This window comes from Streptomyces sp. NBC_01217, assembly GCF_035994185.1.
Taxonomy (GTDB): domain Bacteria; phylum Actinomycetota; class Actinomycetes; order Streptomycetales; family Streptomycetaceae; genus Streptomyces.
In genome coordinates this window covers 7,793,533-7,818,252 of the sequence record NZ_CP108538.1, presented here as the reverse complement: position 1 = coordinate 7,818,252, position 24,720 = coordinate 7,793,533, and the positions used below count along the sequence as shown (strand labels likewise).

At 70.5% G+C, this 24,720-nt stretch carries 21 protein-coding genes and 3 pseudogenes; 8 read left to right on the top strand and 16 right to left on the bottom strand.

Annotation, left to right across the window (positions count from 1 at the left end; all coding sequences use genetic code 11):
- Positions 1-12 precede the first annotated feature (12 nt).
- The 3 genes and pseudogenes from OG507_RS34950 to OG507_RS34940 all read left to right on the top strand — a co-directional run bounded on the left by OG507_RS34950 (position 13) and on the right by OG507_RS34940 (position 2,159).
- A complete protein-coding gene (locus OG507_RS34950; protein ID WP_327365253.1) occupies positions 13-483 on the top strand; it encodes a helix-turn-helix domain-containing protein in 471 nt (156 codons plus the stop codon).
- Positions 372-887, top strand: a pseudogene (locus OG507_RS34945) (transposase); the annotation flags it as partial. The gene OG507_RS34950 and the pseudogene OG507_RS34945, both read left to right, overlap by 112 nt.
- Before the next feature lie 216 nt (positions 888-1,103).
- A complete protein-coding gene (locus OG507_RS34940) occupies positions 1,104-2,159 on the top strand; it encodes a lipoate--protein ligase family protein (RefSeq protein ID WP_327372201.1) in 1,056 nt (351 codons plus the stop codon).
- Between the two features lie 45 nt (positions 2,160-2,204).
- Here the strand turns inward: OG507_RS34940 and OG507_RS34935 are convergent, their stop codons facing one another.
- From OG507_RS34935 to OG507_RS34925, 3 genes are all read right to left on the bottom strand, one after another.
- Positions 2,205-4,769 carry a SpoIIE family protein phosphatase gene (locus tag OG507_RS34935; RefSeq protein ID WP_327372200.1) on the bottom strand — a complete coding sequence of 855 codons (2,565 nt, stop codon included), beginning with the start codon at positions 4,767-4,769 and terminating at the stop codon, positions 2,205-2,207.
- A gap of 109 nt (positions 4,770-4,878) precedes the next feature.
- Positions 4,879-5,568, bottom strand: a complete 690-nt coding sequence (locus OG507_RS34930; RefSeq protein WP_327371103.1) for a response regulator transcription factor — start codon at positions 5,566-5,568, stop codon at positions 4,879-4,881.
- Positions 5,565-6,713: a sensor histidine kinase gene (locus tag OG507_RS34925; RefSeq protein ID WP_327371102.1), complete on the bottom strand. Its 1,149-nt coding sequence runs from the start codon at positions 6,711-6,713 to the stop codon at positions 5,565-5,567. The genes OG507_RS34930 and OG507_RS34925 overlap by 4 nt, the downstream gene beginning before the upstream one ends.
- A gap of 168 nt (positions 6,714-6,881) precedes the next feature.
- On the opposite strand from OG507_RS34925, the pseudogene OG507_RS34920 reads away from it, so the two are divergent.
- Positions 6,882-7,526: pseudogene (locus tag OG507_RS34920) on the top strand (carboxymuconolactone decarboxylase family protein); the annotation flags it as partial.
- Between the two features lie 118 nt (positions 7,527-7,644).
- Here the strand turns inward: OG507_RS34920 and OG507_RS34915 are convergent.
- Complete coding sequence (locus OG507_RS34915) at positions 7,645-9,108, bottom strand: amidase (protein WP_327371100.1); 1,464 nt, start codon at positions 9,106-9,108, stop codon at positions 7,645-7,647.
- Positions 9,109-9,298: 190 nt separating this feature from the next.
- On the opposite strand from OG507_RS34915, the gene OG507_RS34910 reads away from it, so the two are divergent.
- Complete coding sequence (locus OG507_RS34910) at positions 9,299-9,448, top strand: hypothetical protein (protein ID WP_327371099.1); 150 nt, start codon at positions 9,299-9,301, stop codon at positions 9,446-9,448.
- 140 nt (positions 9,449-9,588) lie between these two features.
- Positions 9,589-10,365 (top strand): hypothetical protein, encoded by a 777-nt coding sequence (locus OG507_RS34905; protein ID WP_327371098.1) that lies wholly within the window; start codon positions 9,589-9,591, stop codon positions 10,363-10,365.
- Here OG507_RS34905 and OG507_RS40555 read toward each other — a convergent pair.
- Positions 10,328-10,507 (bottom strand): annotated as a pseudogene (locus OG507_RS40555) (hypothetical protein); the annotation flags it as partial. The gene OG507_RS34905 and the pseudogene OG507_RS40555 sit on opposite strands and share 38 nt — an antisense overlap.
- A gap of 11 nt (positions 10,508-10,518) precedes the next feature.
- Between OG507_RS40555 and OG507_RS34900 the strand changes: the two are divergent.
- Both OG507_RS34900 and OG507_RS34895 read left to right on the top strand, forming a co-directional pair.
- Positions 10,519-10,809 carry a hypothetical protein gene (locus OG507_RS34900; RefSeq protein ID WP_327371097.1) on the top strand — a complete coding sequence of 97 codons (291 nt, stop codon included), beginning with the start codon at positions 10,519-10,521 and terminating at the stop codon, positions 10,807-10,809.
- A 172-nt stretch (positions 10,810-10,981) separates the two neighbouring features.
- Positions 10,982-12,238 (top strand): sensor histidine kinase, encoded by a 1,257-nt coding sequence (locus OG507_RS34895; RefSeq protein ID WP_327372199.1) that lies wholly within the window; start codon positions 10,982-10,984, stop codon positions 12,236-12,238.
- Between the two features lie 109 nt (positions 12,239-12,347).
- On the opposite strand, the gene OG507_RS34890 is transcribed toward OG507_RS34895, so the two are convergent.
- From OG507_RS34890 to OG507_RS34840, 11 genes are all read right to left on the bottom strand, one after another.
- Complete coding sequence (locus OG507_RS34890; protein WP_327371096.1) at positions 12,348-13,412, bottom strand: alpha/beta hydrolase; 1,065 nt, start codon at positions 13,410-13,412, stop codon at positions 12,348-12,350.
- Positions 13,413-13,623: 211 nt separating this feature from the next.
- Positions 13,624-14,805 carry a macrolide family glycosyltransferase gene (locus OG507_RS34885; protein ID WP_327371095.1) on the bottom strand — a complete coding sequence of 394 codons (1,182 nt, stop codon included), beginning with the start codon at positions 14,803-14,805 and terminating at the stop codon, positions 13,624-13,626.
- Between the two features lie 70 nt (positions 14,806-14,875).
- The gene (locus tag OG507_RS34880) at positions 14,876-15,862 is read right to left on the bottom strand and encodes a Gfo/Idh/MocA family protein (protein ID WP_327371094.1); all 987 of its coding nucleotides are present in this window, start codon (positions 15,860-15,862) and stop codon (positions 14,876-14,878) included.
- Complete coding sequence (locus OG507_RS34875; protein ID WP_327371093.1) at positions 15,859-17,259, bottom strand: NDP-hexose 2,3-dehydratase family protein; 1,401 nt, start codon at positions 17,257-17,259, stop codon at positions 15,859-15,861. Before OG507_RS34875 ends, OG507_RS34880 begins: the two co-directional genes overlap by 4 nt.
- Positions 17,260-17,302: 43 nt before the next feature.
- Entirely contained in the window at positions 17,303-18,049 is a 747-nt protein-coding gene (locus tag OG507_RS34870; protein ID WP_327371092.1) for an NAD-dependent epimerase/dehydratase family protein, read from the bottom strand.
- 39 nt (positions 18,050-18,088) lie between these two features.
- Positions 18,089-19,420 carry a lipopolysaccharide biosynthesis protein RfbH gene (gene rfbH, locus OG507_RS34865; protein WP_327371091.1) on the bottom strand — a complete coding sequence of 444 codons (1,332 nt, stop codon included), beginning with the start codon at positions 19,418-19,420 and terminating at the stop codon, positions 18,089-18,091.
- Between the two features lie 2 nt (positions 19,421-19,422).
- Entirely contained in the window at positions 19,423-20,409 is a 987-nt protein-coding gene (locus tag OG507_RS34860; protein WP_327371090.1) for an NAD-dependent epimerase/dehydratase family protein, read from the bottom strand.
- Positions 20,396-21,382 (bottom strand): dTDP-glucose 4,6-dehydratase, encoded by a 987-nt coding sequence (gene rfbB, locus OG507_RS34855; RefSeq protein ID WP_327371089.1) that lies wholly within the window; start codon positions 21,380-21,382, stop codon positions 20,396-20,398. The genes OG507_RS34860 and rfbB overlap by 14 nt, the downstream gene beginning before the upstream one ends.
- Positions 21,379-22,446: a glucose-1-phosphate thymidylyltransferase gene (locus tag OG507_RS34850; RefSeq protein WP_327371088.1), complete on the bottom strand. Its 1,068-nt coding sequence runs from the start codon at positions 22,444-22,446 to the stop codon at positions 21,379-21,381. The genes rfbB and OG507_RS34850 overlap by 4 nt, the downstream gene beginning before the upstream one ends.
- Positions 22,447-22,567: 121 nt before the next feature.
- Positions 22,568-23,140, bottom strand: coding sequence for a dTDP-4-dehydrorhamnose 3,5-epimerase family protein (locus tag OG507_RS34845; RefSeq protein WP_327371087.1), 573 nt, complete (start codon positions 23,138-23,140; stop codon positions 22,568-22,570).
- A 137-nt stretch (positions 23,141-23,277) separates the two neighbouring features.
- Positions 23,278-24,564 carry an activator-dependent family glycosyltransferase gene (locus OG507_RS34840; protein WP_327371086.1) on the bottom strand — a complete coding sequence of 429 codons (1,287 nt, stop codon included), beginning with the start codon at positions 24,562-24,564 and terminating at the stop codon, positions 23,278-23,280.
- Between the last annotated feature and the right edge of the window lie 156 nt (positions 24,565-24,720).

Sequence of the window (24,720 nt, the reverse complement as noted above, 5' to 3'; positions counted from 1 at the left end):
AGGACTGTTGTCATGGGTTCGCAGAAGAAGCGGCCGGTCAGGTTGACCGCGCAGGATCGTGAAGAGCTGGTCCGGGTGACCACGACAGGTGTTCGTGGGGCCTCGATGATCATGCGTGCGCGGGTGCTGCTTGCGCTGGACAGCTCGGTGGGTGAGGTGGACACCAAGGAGGCGATCGCGGTCCGACTCGGCGTCTCCGGTGAGACGTTGCGGCTGGTCGCCAAGCGTTTCGCCGAGACCGGTGGTGATGTTCACGCCACGATTGCTCGGAAGAAGCGCGCCCTCCCGCCGGTGCCCTCGCCGGTGACCGGTGAGGTCGAAGCCCGGCTGATCGCGATGGCGTGCTCACAGCCACCCCAGGGCTATGCCCGATGGTCGCTGCGGCTGCTGGAGAAGCACGTCGCGCTGGTCGAGGACATCCCCGACCTGGACCACTCCACCATCGGGCGGATCTTAAAAAAACGCAACTGCGTCCTCATCTGAAGAAGTGCTGGACCATCCCACCGCGAGCGAACGCGGAGTTCGCGGCGCGGATGGAAGACGTGCTGGCCGTCTATGCCCGGCCCTATGACCCGGGACGTCCGGTGGTGTGCATGGACGAGAAGCCCTACCAGCTCCTCGACCATGCCCGCGACCCGCTCCCGGCCCGCCCTGGTCGCGATGCCTGCCAGGACAGCGAGTACATCCGCTGCGGCACGTGCTCAATCTTCGTGTGGACCGAACCCCTACGCGGGCGGCGTCGAGTTCAGGCACTGTCCCAGCGGACCCGGATCGACTGGGCCGGCCAGGTCAAGCAGCTGCTGAGCGTGGACTACCCCGACGCCGAGGCCGTGGTGCTGGTGATGGACAACCTCAACACCCACGGCATCGCCTCACTGTACGAGGCATTCGAACCAGAAGAAGCATTCGCCGGGATCTGTTTGTCCCGCAGGCGTACGACAGGCTCGGCGGTCGTGCCTCCGATGCCGCTCCAGCGGCATACAGGCTGCGTAGCCGCTCGGTACGAGCGCGCATTAAAGTGCGATGCGAGGTATGTGCGCGTCCATCCCACGTCGGAGCAACAGGCTCAGGATCCACGCCGCGCACTGGAAGGGAACGAAGCCGTGCATGGCGAGTACAAGGTGCCCGGCGGCAAGCTTGTCGTCGTAGACCTGGACGTCGAGGAAGGCGTACTACGCAACGTGCGCGTCGCCGGGGACTTCTTCCTGGAGCCCGACGAGGCAATCCTCGCGATCGACAGGGCCCTGGAGGGTGCCCCGTCCTCAACGGACGCCGCAGGCCTGGCGGCCCGGATCACGGCCGGGCTGCCGGAGTCGACCGTCATGCTCGGACTGACCGCGGAGGGCGTCGCCGTAGCCGTGCGCCGGGCCCTCGCGCACGCCACCGAGTGGAGCGACTACGACTGGCAGCTCATCCACGAAGCCCCGCAGTCCCCCGCCCTCCACATGGCCCTGGACGAGGTCATCACCGCCGAGGTCGCCGCGGGCCGCCGTCCGCCGACGCTGCGGGTCTGGGAGTGGGCCTCGCCCGCCGTGATCATCGGCAGCTTCCAGTCCCTGCGCAACGAGGTCGACCCGGCCGGCGCCGAACGCCACGGCATCACGGTCGTCCGCCGCGTGTCCGGCGGCGGGGCCATGTTCGTCGAGCCCGGCAACACCATCACGTACTCGCTCTCCGTTCCGGACGCCCTCGTCTCCGGCCTCTCGTTCGCCGACAGCTACGCCTACCTCGACGACTGGGTCCTCGAAGCTCTCGGCGACATGGGCATCAAGGCCTGGTACCAGCCGCTCAACGACATCGCCACGGAAGCCGGGAAGATCGCGGGCGCGGCCCAGAAGCGTGTGGTCGGCGGGGTGGGTGCCGTTCTGCACCACGTGACCATGGCGTACGACATCGACGCCGACAAGATGCTGGAGGTGCTCCGGATCGGCAGGGAGAAGCTCTCCGACAAGGGCACCAGGAGCGCGAAGAAGCGTGTCGACCCGCTGCGCCGCCAGACGGGGCTGGCGCGCGAGGCCGTCATCGAGCGGATGATCGAGTCCTTCCGCAACCGGCACGGCCTGACTCAGGGCAAGGTGACGGACGAGGAGATGGCCAGGGCCGAGGAGCTCGTACGTACGAAGTTCGGCACCACGGAATGGACCGCTCGGGTGCCGTAGAGCCGGTGCCGTAGAGCCGGTGCCGTGCAGAACGTCCGGTGCCCCTCATCCCTCCGTCGAGGGTAGTTCCTGCTCCGTCCAGATGATCTTGCCCTCGGGTGTGTACCGGGTGCCCCAGCGGCGGGTCAGCTGGGCTACGAGGAAGAGGCCGCGGCCGCCCTCGTCCGTGGTTCTGGCGTGACGCAGGCGGGGGGAGGTGTTACTGGTGTCGGAGACCTCGCAGATCAGGACGGACTGACGCAGCAGCCGCAGCCGGATCGGGCCGGTGGCGTAGCGCAGGGCGTTGGTGACCAGTTCGCTGACGATCAGTTCGGTCGTCATCTCCAGTTCCTCCAGGCCCCAGGTCCTCAGCACGCGGGCCGTCCGGGCCCGGGCGCCCGCGACGGCCGCCGGGTCGGAGGGCACGTCCCACGAGACGACGTGGTCGGCGCTGAGCTCATGGGTGCGGGCGAGCAGCAGGGCGACGTCGTCGGGCTGGGGCACGGGGAGCAGTTGCTCCACGACCTTGGCGCACAGTCTGTCCAGGGGCAGTCCGTTCTGGGCCAGGACGCTGCCCAGGTGGAACATCCCGAGTTCGGCGTCGCGGTCCCTGCCCTCGATGAGGCCGTTGGTGTAGAGGCCGATCAGGCTGCCTTCCGGCAGCTTGATCTCCGCTGTCTCGAAGGGCAGCGAGCCCAGCCCCAGCGGGGGGCCCGCGGGCAGTTCGGGGAAGCTGACGTGCCCGTCCGGGCGGACGACGACGGGGGGCGGGTGGCCGGCGCGCGCCATCGTGCAGAGCTGGGTGACCGGGTCGTAGACGGCGTACAGGCAGGTGGCGCCGAGCACGGTCGTACCGCTTGCCTCGTCATCGGGTTCCTCGTCGCTCAGGCGGAGTACGAGGTCGTCGAGGTGGGCCAGCAGTTCGTCGGGGGGAAGGTCCATGTCAGCGAGGGTGTGGACCGCGGTGCGGAGCCGGCCCATGGTCGCGGCGGCGCTGATGCCGTGTCCCACGACATCACCGACGACCAGAGCGACCCGGGCCCCGGACAGCGGGATCACATCGAACCAGTCGCCCCCGACCCCGTCCTTGGCGTCAGCCGGGAGATACGAGGAGGCCACGTCCAGGGCCATGCCTCCGAGGAGCATGTGCGGAAGCAGGCTGCGCTGCAGTGTGAGTGCCGCGGCGTGCTCGCGGGTGTAGCGGCGGGCGTTGTCCACGGAGACGGCGGCCCGTGCCACCAGTTCGCGGGCCAGCAGCACGTCGTCCGGTTCGAAAGGGACCAGATTCACCGATCGTACGAAGGTGGTCAGGCCGAGCACCGTGTCCCGGGCCCTCATGGGTACGGCGATGAGGGAGTGGAGACCGTAATCGCGGATCGTCGCCGCCCTGGCGGGTTGTTCGGCCTCCCACAGATCCTGGACGGACCTGAGGGCCGGGATCAGGACGGGTTCGCCTTCGCTGAGGAACCGGACGTCATGGGGCGGGGGCACGGAATCCACCACGTCCCCGACCTGGTAGATCGCCTCCGGACAGCCCTCCCGCACCGAACTCAGGCCTGCGCGGCGCAGATTCGGCCGGGGCGGCACGGCGCCGTCTCCGTCATCGGCTCCGGCACCGCGGCAGGCGGCTCCCCTACCGGAAGGCCTCGTACCGGGCCCGGTCTCGACGGGGCCCGTACCGGCGGGCCACGGGGCGGGCCCGTCGGGGCTGGCGACCGGCTCCAGAAGGTCGACGGTGACGAAGTCGGCGAACCGGGGCACCGCGAAGTCGGCCAGTTCCTGGGCCGTGCGCATCACGTCCAGGGTGCTGCCGATGCTGGTTCCGGAGTCGTTGACCAGGGCCAGGCGCTGCTGGGCCTTCCAGCGGTCGGTGACGTCCAGGACCATGTAGCAGATGCCGTTGACGGTGCCGTCGCCGTCGGTCAGGGGGAAGAACGACGTGGAGTAGGCGCGGGGGCGGTGCGGATCGGCCCAGCTCCAGCCCTGGTACTCGTAGTCCATGACGGGGACCCCGGATTCCAGCACGCCGCGCATCAGGGTCTCCAGGGCGTCGGCCTCCAGTCCCGGGAGCACTTCGCTCATCCGGTGGCCCACGCGCTGCTCGCGCGGGACGCCGCCGATTCGTTCCAGGGCGTCGTTCATCCAGACGTAGCGCAGCTGCGGGCTCATCACCGCCATACCGATCGGTGAGCTGGTCACAAAGGCGTCCAGCACCGACTGCCCGACCGTCCACTCCGGTCGCCGTTCGCGTCCGGAGACCAGGAAGCACTCCCGGCCGTCCAGGTTGAACGCGGCCGAGACCCGCAGGTCCACTTCGATGCGCCGGCCGTCGCGGCGCCGTACGTCGGCGGCGCCGCTCCACCCCGCGCCCGCACGGCAGCGCTCGGCGATCCCCGCCACCCGTACCGGGTCCTCGGGCATCGCGAGGAGGAAACCCGCGGAACGTCCTACCACCTCGGTGTCGCGGTATCCCAGCAGCTCCTGTGCGCTGTGCGTCCAGCCGACGACCGTTCCGCTGCCCGCGATCACCGCGGTCGCGTCGTTCGCCGTGTCGAAGGAGCTCGTGGGGGTGCTGGTGCTGGGCTGCGAAGGTTCGGCTCCGGGCGCCGACTGCGGGCCTGCGGACGCCATACTGGTCACCACCCATCCACTCCGTTGCGCTCCATGATCTCGCGTACGGCGCCCGGGGGCGAATGTCCACTGCCGTGGACGGGTGGTCAGGGCCCTTGCCGCAACGGATTCAGGGGCGGGGTTCCCGGGGTGCGACAAGGCCCGATTCGTAGGCGAAGACGACGAGCTGCGCCCGGTCGCGGGCGCCCAGCTTCGTCATGGCACGGCTGATGTGGGTTTTCGCGGTGAGGGGGCTGATCACCATGTGTGCGGCGATCTCCTCGTTGGTCAGTCCGCGGGCGGCGAGGGCGCTGACTTCGCGTTCCCTGCGGGTGAGGGTCTCGAAGCCGGGCGCAGTGCTCCGGTCGGGTGGTCTGGCGACAAATTCGCCGATCAGCCGCCGGGTCACGGCGGGCGAGAGCAGCGCGTCACCGCGGGCCGCGACGTGGATGGCCCTGAGGAGTTCGGCAGGCTCGGTGTCCTTCAGGAGGAAGCCGGCGGCTCCGGCACGCAGTGCGTCGAAGACGTACTCGTCGAGGCCGTAATTGGTGAGGATCACGACATGGACGTCGGCCAGCCGGGGGTCGGCCGCGATCTCGCGGGTAGCCTCGATGCCTCCCATGACGGGCATCTGTACGTCGACGAGGACGACGTCCGGGGTGTGCAGCCGGGCGAGCTCCAGGCCCTGGCGGCCGTCGGCGGCCTCGCCGATCACCTCGATGCCGTCCTCCGAGTCCAGCAGGGCCCGGAATCCGGCCCGCATCAGCGCCTGGTCGTCGACGATCAGGACCCGGATCGCCGGGGTGTCCGCGGCGGTCATCGGGCGGTTCCGGCCGGGTGCAGGGGAAGCGTCGCGCGCACGGAGAAGCCGCCGGCCGGACGGGGGGCGGCGTCGAGGGTGCCGCCGAGTGCGGTGACGCGCTCCCGCATGCCGGTGAGGCCGGTGCCCGCGGTGACGGTGTCCCCGGCGGCGCAGGGGCCATGGTCGTCGACGTGCACGGTCAGGGCCTGCTCGGTGTAGGTGAGGCGGACGGTGGTCCTGGCGCGGTCGGCGTGCCGGGCGACGTTGGTGAGGGCCTCCTGCACGATGCGGTACGCGGCCCGGTCGACGGCCGGGGACAGGGGGCGTTCGTCGCCGCTGACGGTGACGGCGAGCGCGATGCCCGCGGTACGGGCCCGCTCGGCAAGCTCGTCGATGCGGTCGAGGCCGGTGCCCGGTTCGACGACATCGGTTCGCAGCACCTCCAGCGTCGCGCGCAGTTCACGCATGGCCTCGCCGCTCGCCTCCTGGATGGCGAGCAGGGCGGGTTCCACCTCGGCGCCCCGTTTGCGGGCGAGGTGCACGGCGACTCCGGCCTGGAGTTTGACGATCGAGATGGAGTGGGTGAGCGAGTCGTGCAGCTCGCGGGCGATGCGGAGCCGTTCCTCGCCCGCCCGGCGCAGGGCCGTCTCGTCCCGGGTGCGTTCGGCGTCCAGGGCCCGCTGTTCGGTCTGGCGCAGATACGCCTGCCAGTTCTTGTCGATGAGTCCGGTGACCCCCGCGCAGAGGAACCAGCCGAGCAGCAGAAGGGTCCGCTCGACGGTGTCCTGGGGGGCGGGTGCGGTGGCGGCGAGGACCGTGAAGCAGCCGGTGAGGAAGAGGGCGCCCGCCGCGACGCCCCAGGCCCGGTGTCCGCTGCGGGCGGCCGCGTGCACGGCGGCCAGCACGGGGAACGCCGCCCAGCTTCCCGGCTGCGCGTGGATCACGTACCCGAGCATGCAGAGCGTGGTGACGGCGAGGACCGCGCGCGGGAACCTGTGGTGCCCGGCCAGTGCGAGTGAGCCGGCCGCGATGAGCAGCAGGTCGAGGGCGTCGGGCGTCGACGCGGCAAGGGCCGCGACGATGACCGCCGCCGCGATGACGGCGGCAAGTGCCGTGTGCAGCAGGCGAGTTCGCCGGTCGATACTCTTCGTGTCCCCCCGCATGTGCGGCACCCTAACCTCCGTACGGCCCCGGTGGCATCATCCGGAGGGACGGGGGCGTGGCTACTCCCCGGGGAGCAGCCACGGCCGCGACGCATCACGCCGGATCAGTGCCGGATGCCTCCGGGTGTACGACGACCGCGGGCCGGTGGGCGGGCGAGCATCGGTGCCATGACCGGACCTTTCCGTTACACCTCACCCGTTCCGCCGAAGTCGGCGACCGGCACGGTCGCCGACGTGTACACCCAGCTGTCCACCGATTTCGGCATCGACCGTGCCCCGACCTTTGCCGTCCTGTCCGTCGCACCGCCGCTGCTCGCCGGTGCCTGGGCCGTGATGCGGGAGTCCCTGCTGGCCGGGCGGGCGTCGCGCACCGAGAAGGAGGTGGTGGCTGCCGGGGTGTCGCTCGTCAACCGCTGCCCGTTCTGTGTGGACGCGCACACCATGCTGCTGCACGCCACCGGCGCCCACCGGCTGGCCGAGACGATCGCGCGCGGCGAGGAGCCGAAGGACCCCGTCCACCGCCGGCTGCTGGCCTGGGGCAAGGACATGAGCACCGAGCAGCCGTTCCCGGCCGGGCAGGCCGCGGAGTACATCGGGACGGCGTTCGCCTTCCATTTCATCAACCGGATCGTGTCGTCTCTGCTGACAAAGGACACGCTGCCCGGTGGCGTGCAGCGGTTCCACCTCGTACGGAGCGTGGCGGGCCGCACCATGGCCGGCACCGTGCGCCGCGAGCTGACACCCGGGACGAGCCTGGCGCTGCTGGAGACGGAGGGCGAGCCGCCGTGGTGGGCGGCGGGCACGGCGGTCGGTTTCGTCTCCAGGACGCCGGGGCTCGCCGTCTCCGATGCCACCCGGGCCTCGATGACGGATGTGCTGCTGCCGCACGAGACCCCGGAGGGTGTGCTGCTGCGGGCGGGGGTGTGGGTGGTCAGCGCCCGCCGCCCGGCCTGAGCTCGGGGGGCCGGTGTTCGTACCAGCGACGGTCGGCCTCCAGCTGGGCGGCGAGGGAGATCAGCCGTTCCTCGCTGCGGGAGGGGCCGAGCAGCTGGGCGCCGACGGGCAGCCCGTCGGCGGTGAACCCGGCCGGGACGTTGATGCCGGGCCAGCCCAGTACGTTCCAGGGCCAGGCGTACGGGCAGGCCTCGGCCATCGTCACATCGGTGCGCCAGGCGCTCAGCCCGTCGAACCTGCCGATCGGGGGCGGGGGCAGGGCGGTCGTCGGGGTGAGCAGCACGTCGTAGCCGGCGCGGGTCCGGGACGTGTGGAAGAACGCGCCGATCCTGCGGTGCTGGAGCACCTCCCGCTCCCTGGCCGCGCGCACCACCCGGCCGCCGAGCCGGGTGCCGGTGCGCAGGGCGCTGCGGGTGCGCGGGTCGAGAAGCGCGGGATCGGGGTGAAGGGCGGCGAGTTCGGCGATCCCGGCGGTGGCGCGGGGGACGAAGCCGAGGCCGATCAGCCCGTAGCGGGGCCTGGCCTCCTCGACGTCGTGGCCGAGGCGGGCGAGGACCTCGGCCAGCGCGGTGACGGCCCGTCGTACGTCGGGGTGGGGCGTGGAGCCGGTGAGGGTGAGCGGGGGGCGCCAGGCGAGGGCGATGCGCAGCCGGCCCGGGTCGCGGCGGGCGGCGGCCGCTGCCTCGACGGGCGGCGGGCGGTGCGGGTCGTCGGGGTGCGCTCCGGCGACGGCGTCGAGCAGCAGGGCCGCGTCGGCGACGGTCCGGGCCAGCGGGCCGTTGACGGTCAGGCCCTGGAAGGCGTCGTGGTGCGGGTGGACGGAGATCCGGCCGCGCTGCGGTTTGATGCCGACGAGATGGGTCCAGGCCGCGGGGATACGGACGGACCCGGCGCCGTCGGAGCCGAGCGCGGCGGGTACGAGCCCGGCCGCGACGGCCGCCGCGGAACCGCCGGACGAGCCGCCGGGGGTGTGCCCGGTGTTCCAGGGGTTGCGGGTGGCGCCGAAGGCGGGGCCCTCGGTGAACGGCCACTGGCCCAGCTCGCAGGAGTTGGTCTTGCCGACGATCACGGCGCCGGCGGCCCGCAGCCTGCGTACGGCCTCGCTGTCGGCGGTGGCGGGCGGCAGATCGCCGGCGCAGCCGAAGTAGGTCGGCATCCCGACGACATCGGTGTCGTCCTTGACGGCGACCGGAACCCCGAGCAGGGGCAGCCGCTCCCCCGCGGCGAGCCGGCGATCGGCCTCCGCGGCCTCGGCGAGCGCGGCCTCGGCGCGCAGGTGTCTGAAGGCGTTGAGGGTGCCCTGGCTCGCTTCGATACGGCTCAGGGCCGCGGACACCTGCTCGGCCGAGGTGGTACGGCCTTCGGCCAGTGCCTGTGCGCTGTCGGCCAGTCCGGGCGGGCCGGCCGGTTCGGTGGTTTCGACGGCTTCCGCTGAGGACATGGGCTGCCTGCCTTCCTCGTATCGGCAGGTGCGCGCGCCCGCACCTGTACGCCCGAACGAACTTACCGGAGGGTAACGAGTAGCGGGCGGTCTGCTCAACCGTTCGGTGGAGAGCGGCCGGAAACCGAGGCCGAGGACCGCGGCCGGAGACTGGCGGCATCGATGTCAGTGCCTCTTGCTACGTTCGCTGATGGGGGCCCGCGACGTGCGGGACTGGCTGGTGGACTGGGCCGCGTTCCACGCCGTTCATCCGTGGGTGGACGGCGATCCGGACCGGCTGCGGGAGCGGCTGGCGGGTGGGCTGGCACGGCTCCTGGACCGTGACGCCCCCTTGGCCTGAGGACCGGACCGGCCGCGCCGGGGAGGGGTGGGTCGCGTGACACCTTCCTCCGTCGCGCGGCCCCCCTGCCCCGGCGTACGCTCGAAAGGATCGGATCGCACACCTGAACAGGCCCCGACGGGCCCTTCGAGGGAGGCGCCGTGACCGGCCAACTCATCGGCACACGCCGGGCCGCCTGGGCGGCGGCCCTCGCACTGGGACTCACGGGCGGCAGCGTCATCGGCGGCGGTGCGGCACGAGCTGACGACGGCATCGACACGCTCACCGCCCAGCAGATCGTCGACCGCTCGCGTGACGCCCTGATGGGCGTACGTTCCCTGCACCTCAGCACGCACGGCGACCTCGACAGGGGCAACCCGTCGATGACCCTGGAGCTGACCCTGGACCGGGACGGCAACTGCAACGGTTCGGTGGATCTCGGCAACAAGCAGGGGTCGGTCCGGATCGTGAAGCGCGGCGACGACGTCTGGGTCAAGCCGGACGCGGACTTCTGGAAGAACCAGGTTCCGGGCGGTGGCGCGGCCTTCGCAGCGATCCTCGACGGGCGCTACATGAAGAGCTCGGCCACCGATCCGAGGTTGCGTCAGCTGGTGACCGGATGCGATCTGGACACGTTCCAGAAGATGGTGGGCGACAACGCGGACAACGACCGGGGAACGCTGAACAAGGGCAGGAAGACCACCCTCGACGGCGCCTCGGTGGTACCGCTGACCAGGCTCAGGGACGACCGGAAGCTGACGATGTACGTCGCGGCCACCGGCAGGCCGTACCCGCTGAGGATCACGATCGAGGACGGTGGGGCGCACGCGGTCATGGGCTTCTCGGCTTTCGACAAGCCGGTGCCCACGGCCACGCCGCCGCCGGACCGGACGTTCGACATCAATGCGATGCCGGGCCGTTCGACGCCACCGGTGTGACCGCGGACCGGCCGCTGAGCATCACGTACGGCACCAGCGACGAGGTCCGCCCGACCGCCCAGCCGTAGTCCGCGAGCGGCTTGAGGAACGGGATCAGACGCCGAGCGCCTGGCCGACGCCGCGATCCCCTCGCCGGCGCCGACCCGCGACGGCGTGCAGAGCAAGTCCTGCGACCTCGGCACGAACTCCTGCGAGGACAACCGGAATCAGTTCAAGGACATCCTCGTGCGGCACCTCGCCGACCTGGCGGACGCCACCGGGTCCGCCGCCCACCGGGCGTACGTCACGAAGCAGACCGATTCGATCCGGGCCACCGACCGTGACTCCCTCAACCGCCTCGGCCGGCGCTGGTCCGAAACGACTCCCGACCGGGCGGACCGGCGCTCCCAGGCCGGCCAGCCGGAGGCGCTGACGGCCGCGGAGCGGCTGCGGGGCTCGGACTGACGGCGGTGCGGCCCCGAGGCCATCCAACGGGACCAGGGGGTTGCCCGGCGAGAAATCGACGGCATCAACACCTGTCACCGCGGGCAGCATCCGGCGGTGCACACGCACACACTCGCCGGACCGCAGGCCAAACCGGCGGGCCGGCGCACATGGTTGCGGAGTATCCGTGGAGATGATGGACAGTCACGACCGTTCCCACCGTGCGGAGGAGTCGACGGGCCGCAGCCCCGAGGCGGCAGCCCCGCCCACACCCGGCAACCGTCTCCCCGCACCCCGCATCGCACGCACCATCCTCATCGCCGCACTCCTGGGCTACACGCTCCTCACCACCACCAGCATCCTCACCGCCGGAGTGTCCCCTACAGCCGAAGCAACCGGTCTGCTCCTGCTTCTGCCGATCACCGCCCTGCAACTCCTCCACTCCACACCCGGCAACAACCAGGCATCCCCGCCCCGCACACGCCTGACCCTCGTCCTCCAGGCACTCCTCACCTACCTGCCACTCGTCATCTTCCACGCCTACTGGGAAACCATGGCCGGCTACCTCGCCGGCTCCTTACTCCTTCTCCTGCCGCCCCGAGTGGCCTGGCCCCTCTACGCCACCGTGGGGCTCAGCATGCTCATCCCGCCACTGCTGACCGGCCATCCCCTGCTCCACGGCATCTACCTCACCCACACCACACTCCTCACCGGACTCGTCCTCTACGGACTCACCCGCCTGGCGCACCTCACCACACACCTCCACACCACCCGCGGTGAACTCGCCCGCCAGGCAGTCACCGGAGAGAGACTCCGCTTCGCCCGCGACCTCCACGACATCCTCGGCTTCAGCCTCTCCGCCATCACCCGCAAAAGCGAACTCATCGACCAGCTCATCCCCACCCACCCCGACCGCGCCATGCAGGAGGTCGACGAAGTCCTCGCCCTGGCCGGCCAGTCCCTCGCCGATGTCCGCAAAGCCGCCAGCGGCTACCGCGCCATCTCACTTCAGCAGGAGATCAGAACCGCACAATCCATGCTCCACGCCGCCGACATCCACGTACACATAGGAATCGAACTCCCAACAGTCGCCCCCCACATCGACACCGCACTCGCGACCACCCTGCGCGAAGCCGTCACCAACCTCCTCCGCCACGGCAACGCCACACGCTGCCGCATCACAGCCGTCCACCGCGACGGTGTCGTCCGACTCCTCATCGAAAACGACGGCGCCGATCCCGCCTACCACAACCCCGCATCCCACAGCGGCAATGGACTCGACAACCTTCAGGCGCGCATGACCGCCATAGGCGGACGCCTCGAAACCGGCCACGGAGGGGACGGCACATTCCGGCTCCTCGCCGAAGCACCCGCCAAACCGTCGGAATCACCCGCGGAACCCATGGGCGCCTCCGTGCCCGCCCCCGTCGGAAGGCCGCGCATGTCCTGAAGAGCCGACAGATCATTCTCCGTGACACCGAGTGAGGCCAGTGTCTGCCACGGCCATACGGTGCCGATCGCGCTGCCCAAGGTCGTGACATCGACATTCCTGGGCTCGCTCATGAGGGCCTCGCACTGAGTGGGGTGCGGGGTGTCGGCCGGGCGCGGCGGCGCGCGAAGCGCAGCCGCAGCAACTGGGAGAAGAGCCAGCGCCGCATCGCGCCGAGATGGGCGGGCGAACCGTGCACGTCGTCGAACGTCTTGAACCGGACGTCGTCGAGTGTGCGGCGCAACAGCTTCTGATCCGTGTCCGGGATGATCTCGTCGCGGCTGCTGGCGACGTACCGGACGGGTATCCGCACCTCCCGAAGCTGCTCCGGTGTGAGTGCGAACCGCGCCAGCCGGTGACGGAGTTCGGTGAGGTCCTCGCTGCCGGTGAGACGGCGCAGGGTGTCGGCCGTGATGCCGGGCACCCTGGGCCACCAGGCCTCGTCGGTGAAGAAGTCGGCGACGGGTGCACCCACGGTGAGGACGCGGCGGATGCGGGGGTCCTCTGCGGCGGCGCGCAGGGCGAGGTGGCCGCTGAAGCTGAGGGCGAGCATCGAGGTGTCGGAGACCAGGGCACGGTCGGCGAGCTGGTCGAGCAGGAAGCTGAGGGTGCGCCAGGAGTCGGGGCCGTAGGTGACGGTGTTCTCGCCGACGCCCGGCAGTTCGGTGACGACGGCGGCGAAGCCGAGTCTGCGCAGCAGGGGCAGCAGCGGCGCCCACTGTTCCTTGACGCTGACGATGCCGCCCATGACGACCAGCAGCGGGCGGGACCTGTCGAGCCCGGCGGCCCAGGCGGCCACGGTGCCGTCGGAGTGGTCGAACTCCAGGCGCTCGACACCGTCCTGGTCACGGCGCCACTGGTCGAAGGTGTCGACGCAGAGCCGCTGGGCGCGCAGGCGATCGGCGTCGGCGTGGTACGGAAAACGGGCGAGCGCGTAGTGCCGGCACGCGTCGAGGAGGTCGCCGTGGTCGGCGGCAGCCCGGCCCTCGGCGGTCCACACCGCGGCCCAGGAGTCCGGGTCCCCCGTGGTGTCGTTGGTGATACGGGCGAGGACACGCGTGGCGTGCTCGGCCGTCATGCCCTGGCCCCGGGCGTGCAGGCGGGCGAATTCCTTGAGCTCTTCCAGATGGTCCACGGCTGTCGGGTCACCGTCCCAAGTCAGTGGGTGGCGCCGTCGGGACGGCGCTGACCGAGGCCGGAGGCCCGGTCGACTGCGATGTGCGATGTCGTTCGGACGGCCCCGGACTTGACCGGGGCCGTCCGGCGTCGTACGGCCTGTGAGCGAGAGCCGTACGGCACCGGTGCGGGCCGGCCCGCGACATGGATCCGCGTCGCGGCGGCAGTGCTCAGCGCTGCTCGGCCAGGTACGCCTCGACGGCGTCGGCCGCGACGGCCGGACCGTTGACGGACCGCATCCGCTCCCGCATGGCCCGCACCCGGTCGGTCACGGACGCGTCGCCCGTGACCTGGTCCGCGACCTCGCGCAGGCGCTGCACCGTGACGTCCTCCTTGGCCAGAAGGAGGCCCAGGCCCAGCTCTTCCACCCGCAGGGCGTTGGCCCGCTGCTCGTTCGTCTGCGGCACGGCCACCATGGGCACGCCGTTGTGCAGCGACTCCATGGTGCTGTTCATACCGCCGTGGTTGATGAACAGCCGGGCGTGGCGGAGCACGTCGAGCTGCGGCGCGTACCGTCGTACGTCGACGTTCGCGGGCAGCGGTCCGAGGCCGGCGGGGTCGGTGTGCTCACCGACGGTGATGAGGACCTCCCACTCGGAGTCGCCGAAGGCCTCGATGGCCATCGTGAAGAACTCCGGCCAGCCCCTGGCCGAGGTGCCGAGCGAGATCAGCAGCACGGGCCGGTCCGCCGAGGCCGGCCGCCAGGTGCCCTGGTAGGGGCGTTCGGCGATGCAGGGACCGGTGAAGACGAATCGTTCGTCGAAGGTCTCACCGGCGTACTGGAAGTCACGCGGGAGGAAGATGATGCCGAGCTCCTCGATCTTCGAGAGGAAGCCCATCGGGTCGGCGGGCAGACCGAACTGGGGCAGCACGCCCGCCAGCTTCTTCACCGCGTCGATCATCCGCGGGTCGTTCAGCGCCGCCACCGGGAACTTCTCCCGGATCGAGAAGTGTTCGTTCGCCCCGAACACCGGATAGGTCCGGATCAGCGGGACGTCGTTCTTGGCGGCGAAGAAACGCGCGCCCCACGCCATGAAGTCATGGACGATCACATCCGGCCGGTTCTCCTCGTAGAACGGTGCGACCTGTTCCACGAGGGAGAGGCCCTCGTTCAGGCACCGCAGTCCCTCGCCCGCGTTCTCCTCGGCGGTCAGGGGGACGCGGTAGAAGCCGCCGAAGACCGAGTCGTACCTGACCGGTTCGGCACCGGCGGCCTTCACTACGGGGGCGAAATGGTCCGTCACGGTGCAGGTGACGCGATGTCCCCGTTTCACCAGTTCCTCGACCACGCCGACCGTGGGATTGACATGGCCCACGGCCGGAAAGTTGAAGAAAGCGATGTGGCGTTGCACGAATATCTCCTTCCATGTCCTGCCGGTGTCCTTCGGCCGGTCGTCGCCCAAAGGCCCGGGCAGCGGCCGCTCATACAGTTCTGACGGGTTCTCCGCGCGGGGCGGACCGGCGTGTGTCGTCGAGGAGTTCCGCCTGCCGCAGGGTGGCGCGGGGGTCCGGGAGGGGTCCGGTGCGCACCGCGGCGGCGAAGGCCGCGACGGTGGCCGCCACCTGATCATGCGGTTCGAGCCGGATCTCCTCGGTCTTCCCGCCGCGGTGCAGGCCGATCACGGGGACGTGGTCGGCGGGCGGAGTGAACGCCCGGTCGACGGTGATGCTGCCCTCGCTGCCCCACAGTTCGTACGCCGAGCGGTAGGCGTCGTCCATGCCGAAGGTGATCTGGGCCGTGACGGCGCCGGGAGTGCTCAGCAGTGCGGCGCCGGAGGTCTCGACCCGCCGTCCTGCGCCCCGGACGAAGCGGGCGCCGACGACGTCGAGTTCGAGGCCGAGGAAGTGCAGTGCGGCCCGGAGGGGGTAGACCCCGACGTCCGCCAGTGCCCCGCCGCCGAGTTCGGGGTCGTATCTGATGTCACCGTCCGGCAGCGGGGGGATGGTGAACGCCGCTCGGAACGACCGCAGTTCACCTATGGCGCCGTCGGCGACCAGGCGCCGCACAGCCCTGTGCCGGTGGTGATGGACGAACATGACGTTCTCCATGAGCACCAGGCCCTGGGCGCCGGCGAGTTCGAGCAGTTCCGCGGTGCGGCGCCGGTCCGTGGACAGGGGCTTCTCGGCGAGGACGTGCCGGCCGGTCTTCAGTGCCGCTTCGGTCCACTCGGCGTGCAGTGCGGCGGGCAGCGGCACGTACACGGCCTGGACGTCGTCCCGTTCGAGGAGCGCGTCGTATCCGTGGACGGGCCGGCAGCCGAAGCGCTCGGCGACCTGCCGTGCCTTGGCGGGGTCGCGGCTGGCCACAGCCGCGATCTCGATGCCGGGGTCAGCGGCGAAGGCGGGGAGCATGCGGCGCACCGCGATGCCCGCGCATCCGATCACCCCGACCCGCAGGGGGACGGTCATCGGGCCCTCACCGCGGTCGCGTTGAGGCAGGCGAGCATGGTGCGGGCCTGGACGTTGAGGTAGTGACCGTGCCGGACCAGCGTGGTGAGCTGCGCGAGGGTGACCCAGGCGTAGCCGGGCGGCGGGTCCAGCGGAGCGTCGGCCTCGTCCGCCTCGACGACGAGGTAGCGGCTCACCGCGTTGAGGAAGCGGCCGCCCTCCTCGGAGTGCACGGCCTCGTAGCGGATGCGGTCCGGGCCGGCGCGCAGCACCGTGTCCACGAACAGGGGGCGCTCGTTCTCGGGCAGGTGGGCGTAGTTGTCCGGCGAGCACTGCACGGTCGGCCCCAGTTCGACGGTGTCGAGGAAGCCGGCCTCGACCCGGGCGTTGACCAGGACGTGCGGGACACCGCCGAACTCCCGGGTGAGGAAAGCCGTGACCCCCGGGGCGACCGGCTCGAACAGGGGCTGGGTCCAGCCCGTCACCTCACGGTTACCCGCCTGCACGGACACGGCCACGACGTTGAAGTAGCGACCCACCTCGTGCTCGATCGTGCTCTCACGGCGCTTCCAGCCGGGCAGGCTGTCCAGCGGGACGCGCTCGGCGCGCACGCTGTGCCGGGTGCGCTCGCCGGTGATCCACGAGAACAGTTCGGTGTCGGAGAGCAGCGCGCCGCCGTCCCAGGCGTCACCGAACGGCAGGCAGGACAGCACCGTGCGGGAGTCCATGTTGACCACGTTGTCCCGGCGCATCAGGTCGGCGATCTGGCCGAGGGTGAGCCAGCAGAAGTCTTCGAGGAGCGGTACGTCGCCCACCGCCTCCACGACCATGTTGCGGTTGGACTTGTGGTAGAACCACGAGCCGTGCTCGGACTGGAGCACGTCGGCGACGATCCGGCCGCGGTCGGGCCCGACGAAGTACTCGAGGTACTTGACGTCCGCGCCCTTGTGGGCCTTGGTATAGTTGCTGCGGGTCGCCTGGACCGTGGGTGAGAGCTGGAGCAGGTTGGGGTTGCCCGGCTCCATCTTGGCCTGCATCAGGAAGTGCAGCACCCCGTCTACCTCCTTGACGAGGATCCCCAGGATGCCCACCTCGGGCTGTTTGATGATGGGCTGGTACCAGTCGGCGTGGGGACCGTCGCCGTGCGGTTGCCCCTCCTCCGTGACGTGCAGGCCCTCGACGGTGAAGAACCGGCCGCTGCGGTGAACCAGGTTCCCGGTCAACTCCTGGAACGACCAGCCGTCCAGCTCCGCGAACGGGATCCGCTCCACCCGGAAGGTGTTGGCCCTGCCCCGTTCGGCCAGCCAGCCGGCGAACTGCTCGGTGCGCAGGTGCGCTCCTTGGGTGGTGGCCGCCGACAGCGCGATGCGGTCCGGCAGGCTCGTGTTCTCACGCGTCTGGAGGGTGTGGGACAGCATCGGAGAGACTCCCTGTCTTTCTGGGGTTGAGAGTGCGGCCGGGTCAGGCATGGCCACCGGCCGCGATGAAGTCGTTCAGGACCCGGCGGTAGTAGTCGGAGTCGAAGCCCAGGTCCGCCACGTGCGGGACCAGGGCGTGCAACTTCTCGGTGGAGATGGCGTACCCGACACCCGTGTCCACGTACTTCTTGCGCGGCACGAGCCGCAGCGCGTGGGCGAGATGGTCGACGATGTCCTCCACCGGGGCGGCGAATCCGGAGGCGACGTTGACCGTGTCGGCCCGCACACCGGCGGCGAGCAGCCGGTCGGTGATCGTCAGCATGTCGCGGACGCCGATCAGGTCACGGGCCGCGCCCCGGTGCAGGGCCACCTCCCCTGCGCGGACCTGCCGCACGAGGGTGGGAATGAGCTGGTGGTGCCGCCCGTGCGGGCCCACCAGGTGCGCGAGGCGGAGGATGAGGTAGTCGACCCCGGAGTCGCGCAGTTGCTCCTCCAGCGCAAGTTTGTGTGCGCCGTAGGGGCTGGCGGGAGTCACCGGGGTGTCCTCCCTGCCGGGTCCCTCGGCGAGGCCGTACAGTCCGGTCGCGGCCGTCGAGAAGAACAGCAGCCGCTGCCCGTCGGCCGCGCACTGCTTCGCGACGTCGCGCAGCAGTGCGGCCTCTCGCGCGTAGTCCACGTCGGAGGCGCCGCTCGTCCTGGACTCCCCCGCGGCGAGGGCCACGATGCCCGGATGTCGTCCGGCCAGCGGACGCAGGCTGCGCGCCAGGAATCCGGTTCCCACTATGTCCATCGTCGTCCCGATCTCCCCCTGGGAGGTGGCCCGGCGCGCTCAGCCGCGCTGGGCCACGAACTCCTTGATCGTGGCGGTCATGTAGTCGAGCATTTCGTCGGTGAGACCCGGGTAGACGCCGATCCAGAAGGTGTGCTCGGTGATGACGTCGCTGTTGGTGAGGTCGCCGACGACGCGGTGGGGCTTGCCGATGTAGGCGGGCTGCCGGGTGAGGTTGCCGGCGAACAGCCGCCGGGTGCCGATCTTGTGCTCCTCCAGGTGGGAGACCAGTTCGGCACGGGAGAAGCGGGCTTCGGGGTCGACCGTGATGACGAAACCGAACCAGCTCGGATCGGACTTCGGGGTCGGCTCCGGCAGCAGCAGGCCCGGTACTCCGTCGAGCCCCTCGCGCAGTCGGCGCCAGTTGCGCCGCCGCGCCTCGATGAAACCGTCGAGCTTGGCGAGCTGCGCGAGGCCCAGCGCGGCCTGGATGTCGGTTCCCTTCAGGTTGTAACCGACGTGGGAGAAGATGTACTTGTGGTCGTATCCGGCGGGCAGGTCGCCCAGCTGGTACTCGAACCGCTTGAAGCAGGTGTTGTTCTTGCCGGGTTCGCACCAGCAGTCCCGGCCCCAGTCGCGCAGCGACTCCACGATGCGGGCCAGGCCCAGGTCCGAGGTGAGCAGGCAGCCGCCCTCGCCCATGGTGAGGTGGTGCGCGGGATAGAAGCTGACCGTGGTCATGTGGCCGAACGTGCCGGTGATCTGGCCGTCGTAGGTCGAGCCGACCGCGTCGCAGTTGTCCTCGATGAGGTAGAGGTCGTGCTCCTTGGCGAGCTGGGCCACCTCGGCGACCTCGAAGGGGTTGCCGAGCGCGTGGGCGATGATGATCGCCCGCGTCCTGGGCCCGATCGCCCGCGCCACCCGCTCCGCCGTGGTGTTGTACGTGGCGAGTTCGACGTCGACGAAGACCGGGACGAGCCCGTTCTGCAGGATCGGGTTGACGGTGGTGGGAAAGCCCGCCGCGACGGTGATCACCTCGTCGCCCGGCTTCAGCGCCCGGTCACCGAGTTCGGGCTGGGTGAGGGCCGAGACGGCCAGCAGGTTCGCCGATGAACCCGAGTTGGTCAGATGGGCCTTGCGGCGCTTCAGGCGCTTGGCGAAAGCGGACTCGAACTTCTTGGAGCTGGGTCCGGCGGCGATGCGCATGGTCAGCGCGGCCTCCACGAGGGCGACCCGGTCCGCCTCGTCCAGGACCGCGCCGGACGGCCAGATCTCGGTCACACCGGGCACGAACTCCCGGTCGGGTGCGGTCTCCTGGTGGTATTTGCGAACCTCGTCCAGCACCCGTTCCTTGGGGTCGCCGTGGTCGCCGTTGCCTGCGGGGTCGCTCATCGTCATGTCCTTCCGTTGACTGGTGCCGGCACCGCGGCCGCGAGCAGATCGCGCAGCGAGTCGTCGAGGGTGCGGCGCGGCTGCCATCCCAGGAGCCGCAGCGCCCGTGAGACGTCGAGTTGCTGCCACGCCACGTCGGTGCGCGGGGACGGGGTGGCGGCGGCCTCGACGACCGGGAGGTCCACGCCGCTGAGCTCGACCATGCGGTCGATCAGCGCGTGCATCGGGACGGCCTCGCCGCGGCCGACATTGATCACCTGGCCGCTCACGTCCGCCCTGGGCGCGGTGGCGGCGGCCCGTACGGCGTCGACGGCGTCGTACACGTCCACGAGGTCGCGATGGGCGCGCAGCGGCGGGAGCCTCAGCTCATCCGGCTTCTCGCCCGGGGACTGGAGTCGGGCGGCCTCGCCGAGGTGCGCGGCGACCCGGCCGAACAGGCTGCCGGCCGGCACCCCGGCACCGATCACGTTGGCGACGCGGAGGACCACGGCGTCCAGTCCGTCGTCCGCCGCGGCCTTCAGGACGGTCCGTGTGCCGAGGAGTTTGGTACGTCCGTACGGCGTGACGGGCGCGGGCTCCTGCTCCTCGCGGGTGCCGGCGCTCGGCGTACCGGCGCCGTACTCGTGGATGGTGCCCAGCTGGATCAGCCGCGGCGGGTGGGGCAGTCCGGCGAGTGCACGGGTGAGGCGGACAACCAGGTCGGCGTTGCCCGCGGTCATCTCGGCCTCGTCGCCCTGCCAGACACGGCCGGCGGCGTTGACCACCACGTCGGGCCGCAACTGGCGGAAGAACTCAGCGAGTTCCGCGGCGTCGGCCGTCAGCAGGTCCATGCGGACGTGGCACGCGTCCTTGGCCGGGCCCCGCGACACCAGGTGCACCTGGGCGCCGTCGGCGCGGAACGCCTCGCCGATACGGCGGCCCAGATAGCCGGTGCCGCCGAGCACCACGACGCGGAGCCCGGCCGCTCCGCCGCGCTCAGCCGTCCGCATGTTCGGCCCCGTACTTGACGGACTTCCACCAGTCGGGGTTGTCGCGGTACCAGGCCACTGTGGCGGCCAGGCCCTCCTCGAATCCGGTCAACGGCGCATAGCCCAGCTCTTCCCGGATCTTGGACTCGTCGATGGAGTACCGCAGGTCGTGTGCCTTGCGGTCGGCGACGTGCCGGATCATCTCCGGTCCCGAACCGGTCAGTTCGAGCAGCCGCTCGGTGATGGCGCGGTTGGTCCGCTCGTTGCCGCCGCCGATGTTGTAGATCTCACCGGCCCGGCCGCCTTCGAGCACGAGGTGGATGCCGCGGCAGTGGTCGTCCACATGCAGCCATTCGCGGATGTTGCGTCCGTCGCCGTACAGCGGCACCTGCCGTCCTTCCAACAGGTTGGTGACGAACAGCGGGACGAGCTTCTCGGGGTGCTGGTACGGCCCGTAGTTGTTGGAGCAGCGCGTGATGGAGAGGTTCACTCCGTGGGTGCGCCAATAGGTGCGGGCGACCAGGTCGGAACAGGCCTTGGACGCCGCGTAGGGGGTGTTGGGCAGCAGCGGCCGGTCCTCGGTCCAGGAGCCCGCCCCGATGGAGCCGTACACCTCGTCGGTGGAGACGTGCACGACCCGCTCGACACCGCTGTCCAGCACGGCGTCGAACAGCGTCTGGGTGCCCAGGACGTTGGTGCGGAAGAACTCCCCCGCGCCCTGCAGTGAGCGGTCCACGTGGGACTCCGCGGCGAAGTGCACCACGGCGTCGTGTCCGGGCAGCAGTTCGCGCAGCAGGCCCCGGTCGCAGATGTCGCCCCGGACGAACTCCAGGCGCGGGTGCGAGGCCGGCAGGTTGTCGCGGTTGCCCGCATAGGTCAGCTTGTCCAGGGCGGTGACCCCGGCGCCCTCCCACCCCGCGTAGGTGTCCGCGAGGAGGTTGCGGACGAAGTTGGACCCGATGAAACCGGCCGCTCCGGTGATGAGGATCCTCATGCCGCGACTTCCACTCGGGTGTGGTCTCCGACGACCAGGCGGTAACGGTCCGTGCTCTGTCCGGTGATGCCGACGGAGGCGGAGCGGCCGATGACGGAACTGCGCAGGCCCTGGACGCCGGCGACCGACGCTCCGTCCAGGGCTATGGAGTACTCCAGCCGGCTTCCGGTGACCGCGCAGCCGCGTCCGATGGACGTGTGCGGGCCGATGTGGCTGTCCTCCACGACCGTGCCGGCACCGATGATCGCCGGCCCCTCGATGCGGGAGCGCACGATGCGCGCCCCTTCTTCCACGACGACCGGTCCCGCGAGCACGCTGGCGTCGTCGACCTCACCGGCCACGGAGGGCCGCAGGCTCTCCAGGACGCGCTGGTTGCACTCCAGAACGTCCTCGACGTTCCCGGTGTCCTTCCAGTAGCCCTCGTACTGGCCGGCCCGCACATCCGCTCCCGCCGACACCAGCCACTGGATCGCGTCGGTGATCTCCAGTTCGCCGCGGGCGCTGGGCTCAATGGCCTGGACCGCCTCGTGGATGGCGGCGGTGAAGAAGTACACGCCGATCAGGGCCAGGTCGCTGCGCGGCTGCTGCGGCTTCTCCACCAGCCGCAGCACCTCGCCGCCGGGGCCCAGTTCGGCCACGCCGAAGGCCCGCGGATCCGGAACCTTGTACACCACGACATGGGCGGCAGGGCGGTGCGCGGCGAACTCCTCGGCGATGCCGGCGATTCCCTCGAGCAGCATGTTGTCGCCGAGGTACATCACGAAGTCGTCGTCACCGAGGAAGTCCCGGGCGATGGCGACGGTGTGGGCGAGGCCGAGCGGAGCCTCCTGCGGGATGTAGGTCAGCCGTGCCCCGAACCGCGATCCGTCGCCGAGCGCCTGGTGGATCTCGGGAGCGCGGTCGCCGACGATGACCCCGATCTCGGTCACGCCCACGTCCAGGATGTTCCTCAGGACGTGTTCCAGGACCGGCGTGTTCGCGATGGGGATGAGCTGTTTGGGCATCGAGTAGCTGAAGGGCCGTAGGCGGGTGCCCGATCCGCCGGCCAACACCAGAGCCTTCATGGCAGGTCCTCTCGATTCATGTGTTGATGCCTCTTCGGTCTGGTGCGAGGTTCGCGGCCGCTCGGCCGTGCACTCGTCGTCCCGGTGCGCCGACGGCCTGCAGGGCAGGGGTGTCGCCGCGTCAGGCGGTGTCGGAATCGGACAGCATGCCTGCCGCCAGGACCTCGGCCAGCGTGGGCGCCTTCGCGTCCTTGGCCGAGATCAGCGGTGTCCCGGCGCAGTCCCAGGGCAGGTCCAGGTCGGGGTCGAGCGGGTTGATGTCGATCTGTGTTCCGGGGACGTAGGTGCTGGAGACGACGTAACAGATGCAGCTGTCGTCGGTGAGCGCCAGGAATCCGTGGCCGACGCCCTCCGGGATGTACACGGACCGGCCTGTGGCGGCGTCCAGTTCGTTCACCTGGTGCCTGCCGAAGGTGGGCGAACCGACCCGCAGGTCGACGACGATGTCGCGCAGCACGCCCCGGACGCAGGTGACGAACTTGGCCTGCCCCGGAGGGATGCTCACGCTGTGGATGCCACGCAGGGTGTGGCGCCTGGAGACCGAGTAGTTGATCTGACGGGGCTGGAAGGCGATCCCCGCGGACCGCTCCAGTTCGTCGGACCGCATCGACTCGTAGAACACACCCCGGTCGTCGGATATGTGGTCCGGCTCGATCAGAAACGTGCCGGGGATGGTGGTTTCCTCGATGCGCACGGCTCGCTCGCCCTTTCGTCCTGAACTCGACTCATGCTGTGCAGGTGGAGGCCCGGCGGGTCCGGGCGCCCGCCCCGGGAGGGCCGCGGCCCGCAGTGGTGCGGCACGGGAGCCGTGCGACGGCGGACGCCGGCCGCTCAGCCGCGATGCTCCGCGGTCAGCCTCTCCAGGACCGGGACGACGTCCTTGGGCGCCGGGGCGGCCAGCATGTCCTCGTACAGACCGCGGGCCCCGAGCTGGAAGGACGGCTCCTCAAGCAGCCGGACGAGGTCCTTCTGCATGCTGTCGACGTCGGTCGTCGCCGGGTCGGCGACCAGTCCCGCGCCCCGGCGGACGACGTATCGCGCCGTGACCATCTCGTCCCACATCGGGAGCGGCACGACGAGCTGCGGCACCTTGAACGCGACGGCGGCGGCGAACGTCCCGCCGCCACCGTGATGGATGATCGCCGAGCTGGTGGGCAGCACCTGGTTGAGCGGTACGTACTCGATGGCGCGGACGTTGTCCGGGAGCGTGCCCACGGCGGTGAGCTGCTCGCTGTTCAGCGTCGCGACCAGTTCGAGGTCCAGGCCCGACACGGAGTCGAAGAACTCCCGCATCGGGAAGCCGCTGTGCCGACCGGCGAGCAGCCGGCGGCTCACACCCAGGGTGAGCACCGCGCGGGGCCGCTCGGGCTGGGAGTGCAGCCACTGGGGGAGCGTGGCGGCCCCGTTGTACGGGACCCGGCGGACCGGGACGTACAGCAGGTCCAACGGGTTGCGCATCCGGGACTGGGTCAGGTCCAGGGTCCACTGACCGATCAGCGTCTCCTCGGTGAAGTCGAGGCCGTAGCGCTCCAGCACCGGGCCCAGCCACGACATCCACGGGTCCTCGATCAGGCCCGAGGACGGATCGGCCAGCTCCTGCCGCGTCTTGGAACGGATCAGACCGATGTTGTCCATGCCGAACAGAAGACGCGCGTGGGCAGCACCGCAGGCGCGCGCGGCCACCGCCCCGGTCGGTGCCAGCGGGTCCCACAGCACCAGGTCAGGACGCCAGTCCTGGGCGAATTTCACCAGCTTGTCCAAGATCGGCCGAGGCCCGCCGCTCACCGGCTCCGGCGGGTAGTACGCGTTGAACATGCCCGCGAGGACGCCCCTGGCCTGACGCCAGGCGTTCTCGTCGGCGGGGTCGAGCGCCAGGACGGGCCGGTTGGGGCCCGCCCCGGCGACAAGGGGCGCCAGTGAAGCGGTGAGTTCCTCCTTGCCGCCCAGCGACACGGCGGTGAGGCCGGCCGAGGTGATGTTCGCGATCACCTTCGGGTCGACCACACCCTCGGGGCTCGCCACCACGACCTCGTGACCGGCGCTCTGCAGCGCCCATGCCAGCGGGATGACTGGATAGAGATGTGCCGATGTCGGAAAGATGGTGAAAAGAACGCGCATCGCTGACCTCTCCGAGACTGCCGGCCCGACGCCGACGCGTGCTGTTCGCTCGAATCCTGCGAGGGTGCTCTAAAGAGCCGCTTGTGCAGCGCGGGGAGGAAGTGGCCTCCCGTCGGCGGCCGGTATGATGGCCGGGTCTTCGTCCTCGCCCGGCGT